This is a genomic window from Bacillus cereus group sp. BfR-BA-01380 (assembly GCF_022663535.1).
Classification (GTDB): Bacteria; Bacillota; Bacilli; order Bacillales; family Bacillaceae_G; genus Bacillus_A; species Bacillus_A cereus_BB.
In genome coordinates, this window is record NZ_JAKUFS010000067.1 from 1 (window position 1) to 4,125 (window position 4,125).

A 4,125-nucleotide genomic window follows, 5' to 3' on the forward strand; every position below is an offset into this window, starting at 1 on the left:
ATACAGAAATAGACATGCAAAAACGCCATCCTTTCCTATGATTCTACAGAAAGAATAGCGTATTTTTTCATTTTAGGGGGAATTTTGTTTTGTTAGCTTGATAGCGATGTGACTAGAGCCCTTGCAATGGCAACTCGCTGTTGTTGACCACCGGACATCTTAGAAGGATATGATGATTTTAAATTTCCTATACCAACTAGATCTAATAATTCTGATGCTTTTTGTCTGATTTTCTCGATGTTATGTCCAGCTAATTCAGAAGGGAGTGTCACATTCTCCATAGCAGTTAAAACCGGTATTAAGTTAAAAAATTGAAATATGAATCCTATTTGATTACTTCTAATCTCGGTTAATTCATTATCATGTAGGTTATTTATCTTAATATTATTTATAAGTACTTCTCCTGAAGATGGTCGATCTAAGCCTGATAAGATATTTAATAAAGTAGATTTTCCCGAACCGCTAGTCCCCATTATTGCTAAAAATTCACCTGTTTTGACCTCTAATGAAACGTTTTTTAATGCGTAAAATGTATTAGCTTCTTCTCCATATATTTTGGAGACATTCTGTGCTTTTAATATGCTAGTCATTAAAGTCCCTCCTATATTTTGTGAGTTATAGAAAGAAAATTTTTTTCTATAACATATAAGCAATGCTCTATATTTAATATAAAAAAAACGTATAGAATTCTTATCAAAAAAGTATCAAAAAAATGTCAAAAGATAGTGCGATGGAATTTTTATTGTATTTATCCCGTATTAACGGGCAGTAATACTCCTGCCTCAAAATTCAGCGGAAGCATTGTCCAGCTCTAGCGGCTAGAATCTCCGGCCGTTTCAGCCCCCTCGGACGAGGCAAAAAGCGCCTCTCTGTCAGGGGCGTGGGCGTCCTGCGATTCTGAACGAGCCACTTCCGCTTTTCTTAAGAAGTTAGGCAGGAGATAAACTGCCCGTAAAAGCCCGATTGGTGAGGGCTGATAATCAGTGGGGGATGAAGAAAACCCCCACTGATTAAAGTTTCACTTTATATCAAAATTGCATATAATTAATAATTTCTTCTTTTTAACTGAAAGACTCGTTCGACAGCGCTTCTTTGATTGTGAAGTTTTTTCCACACCTCTGACTCACTACATGAGGCACTATATTTTCGAATATTTGTCTCTATTTTGATCTTGTAGATTGTTTAGCGAAGAGAATCTGTTGCTAACGGAAACGTTTTACATTCATTTGGTTGTATGTATTTCAGTGTTTGATATTTCTCATCAAAACCAAGGAGTTCTCATACATTGCGTTTATTATAAGTAGTCATGGTTCTTGTTTTCGTTTTCGTGCAGTGAATTTGTGTATAAATGAATTCGTAATCATAACCCGTACCTAATACGTCATACTGGATGGTTAACGGAAAAAGTCGCTATACCTTTTAGATAAGGAATAGCGACTTTTTCGTCATTCAAATTAGTTGAAGACATAGGGGCTGAGGATTATGAAATTGATTCAATTATAAAAAATGTTGTTATTATCAGGTATAATATACAATAACTTGAAATTTGTACTATCCAGGAGGAAGAAGATGGTTAACAATATTCTTATTGTAGATGATGAAGAAGAAATTATGGAAATGTTACAGGACTTTCTGGAAGTAGAAGGTTATAGAGTATTTAAAGCAACAAATGGAGAAGATGCCAAAAGGATATTTGATAAAATAAATATTGATATGATTTTATTAGATATTATGATGAACAATGAATCTGGTTTTTCGATATGTAAAAAATTTCGTGCAGAAAGTAATGTACCAATTATTTTTTTAAGTGCATTACAGAATGATGTAGATAAAATCAGAGGTTTAAACATAGGAGCAGATGATTATATTGTTAAAAGTGCAACACCGGGGGAAATTATAGCAAGAATAAAAGCAATTGAACGTAGGTTAAATCAGAGCTTTGAAAAGCAAAATAATAAAATAGAAAATGAGATTTGTTATAAGAATATTAGGCTGAATATAGATAGAAGAGAGGTTTATATAAATAATGGGATGATTTTATTAACAGTAAAAGAATTCGAAATATTGAAATTGTTTTTAGTGAATCCTAATCAAGTAATGACATATGAACAAATTCTAGAAAAAGTGTGGGGGTATGAACAAGGGGATAATCATGCGGTAAGAGTATATATTGCTAAATTAAGAGAGAAACTTGAGAAATCAACAAATCAAATAAAGATCTATACTGTTTGGGGAATTGGTTATAAATTCGGTGAGACTGATGAATAAAATACAACTCAACATCAAACATTGGTTATATATATTTATATTTGTATTCTTAGTAATTCCCTTCAGCATTACTCAATTAGTTTTAAATTATACAAAAGAACATTATTATTTTGAATTAGAAAGTTTAGAACCATGGATTAAAGATACTATATTAGATAATGCCTATAAGTGGAATGATTTAAATTGGCAGCAAGATATTGATCAAAAAACGAAGCAATTAAAGGTAAATATTAAATTAATTAATAAAAACAATGAGACGACTTTTTCAAATATAGTTTATAAATCCCCAGGGTATCAAGTTGGCTCGCAGCTGAATGCTACTAATGAGCCGAAATCAGATTTTCCTGGTCAAGAGTATCGGGTATATGATGGAGATGAGTTATTAGGAATTGCTTTTATACAAGATAATCGCCTAGCTCCAAAGATGAAGCAGAGCCGTTTAAATTATATTATTAATGAATGGGGAGGGTTATGGATTTGGATTATTTCAAGTGGAATTATGCTACTCTTATGTAATAGATTTGTTAAAAAGAAAGCATTAGAACCGCTTGTTGATTTCCAACAAGTAGTAAAGGCGATTGCTAGAAAAGAGTATCATTTCAATTTACCACACACTCCTATTAAAGAAATTAATAATCTATCAGAATCATTTTTAACTTTACAAGGTCGCTTGAAAGAGGCTTTGGAAAAACAAGAGCAAATGGAACAAGAACGGAAGTTGTTTTTTTCTTCTATTATACATGATTTAAGAACTCCCTTATTTTCAATAAGGGGATATTTAGAGGGGTTAAAAAAAGGAATTGCAAATACACCTGAGAAAAGGAAGAAATATATAGACATTAGTTATGAGAAAGCAAATGTTTTAAATGAATTAATTTCTGATTTGCACTCTTTCACCCAAGTGAATTATTTAGAAAAGCCTTTGGATCTAGAAGAATTAAATTTCACCGCTGTTATGAAGGAATTAATTCAAGGATTTGAACCAGAATTAGTGAAAAAAGAACAAGAAATAACTTTTGCTTCGTGTGGGGATATTATTTTTAAGGGAGATTATTATCTATTATCTCGTGCAGTTAATAATATTTTATCAAATGCAATACAATATACTCCTGTTAAAGGACAAATACAGGTGAACTTAGAAATTAGTGTAGAAAATTATGTTTGTTTATCAATATCAGATAATGGTCCTGGTATTTTAGATAAGGATATTCCATATATATTTTCTCCTTTATACAGAGGAGAAAAATCGCGAAATCGAAAAACGGGGGGCTTGGGTTTGGGCCTTACCATTGCTAATAGTATTGTTAATAAGCATAATGGGAAAATTGAAGTTTTTAATAATAATGATAAGGGTGTTACATTTAGAATTCTTCTAAAATTATGAACAAAAACGGCGTGTTCTTTTCTTTCAAATTCAGTACTTCTAATCATTTCTTATAAAACTACTCCATTCATTGTAAGAAAAATATATTACGATAAGTGAAGAGTTTATCATTGCGGTTGTGGTGATTGTAACAGGTGAAATACCCTTAAATATTCGATGAAGCTTATTCAGAAATAGTCATATATTGCGTTTTACAATAACAGAAGGATCCATTCTAGTATTTTGGACTTATTGCCAAATGAATTTTATCAAAGAAGTTAGAGCATGAAGCGAGGTTTTTTCTTGTCGCATATGAAAAAAGAATTAACTTGCCGAAATAAAGAGAAATTTTATCCCGCTATTTGTGGGCAGTAATACTCCCGCCTCAAAATTCGGCGAAAGCATTGTCCAGTTCCAGTGGCTAGAATGTTCGGTGGCTTCGCTTCTTCCTGCGAGGTAAAAAACACCTCTACGTCAGAAGCTCCATCCCCCTC

3 protein-coding genes are annotated in these 4,125 nt (G+C 32.2%); 2 read left to right on the forward strand and 1 reads right to left on the reverse strand.

The window, feature by feature from the left end; genetic code table 11:
* Window positions 1–92: 92 nt before the first annotated feature.
* Window positions 93–590, reverse strand: a complete 498-nt coding sequence (locus tag MR076_RS25740) for an ABC transporter ATP-binding protein (protein WP_242225406.1) — start codon at window positions 588–590, stop codon at window positions 93–95.
* 979 nt (window positions 591–1,569) lie between these two features.
* Here MR076_RS25740 and MR076_RS25745 point away from each other — a divergent pair.
* Together MR076_RS25745 and MR076_RS25750 are read left to right on the forward strand one after the other, a co-directional pair.
* A complete protein-coding gene (locus tag MR076_RS25745; protein ID WP_242225407.1) occupies window positions 1,570–2,268 on the forward strand; it encodes a response regulator transcription factor in 699 nt (232 codons plus the stop codon).
* Window positions 2,261–3,652, forward strand: coding sequence for a sensor histidine kinase (locus MR076_RS25750; RefSeq protein ID WP_242225408.1), 1,392 nt, complete (start codon window positions 2,261–2,263; stop codon window positions 3,650–3,652). Before MR076_RS25745 ends, MR076_RS25750 begins: the two co-directional genes overlap by 8 nt.
* Window positions 3,653–4,125 lie beyond the last annotated feature (473 nt).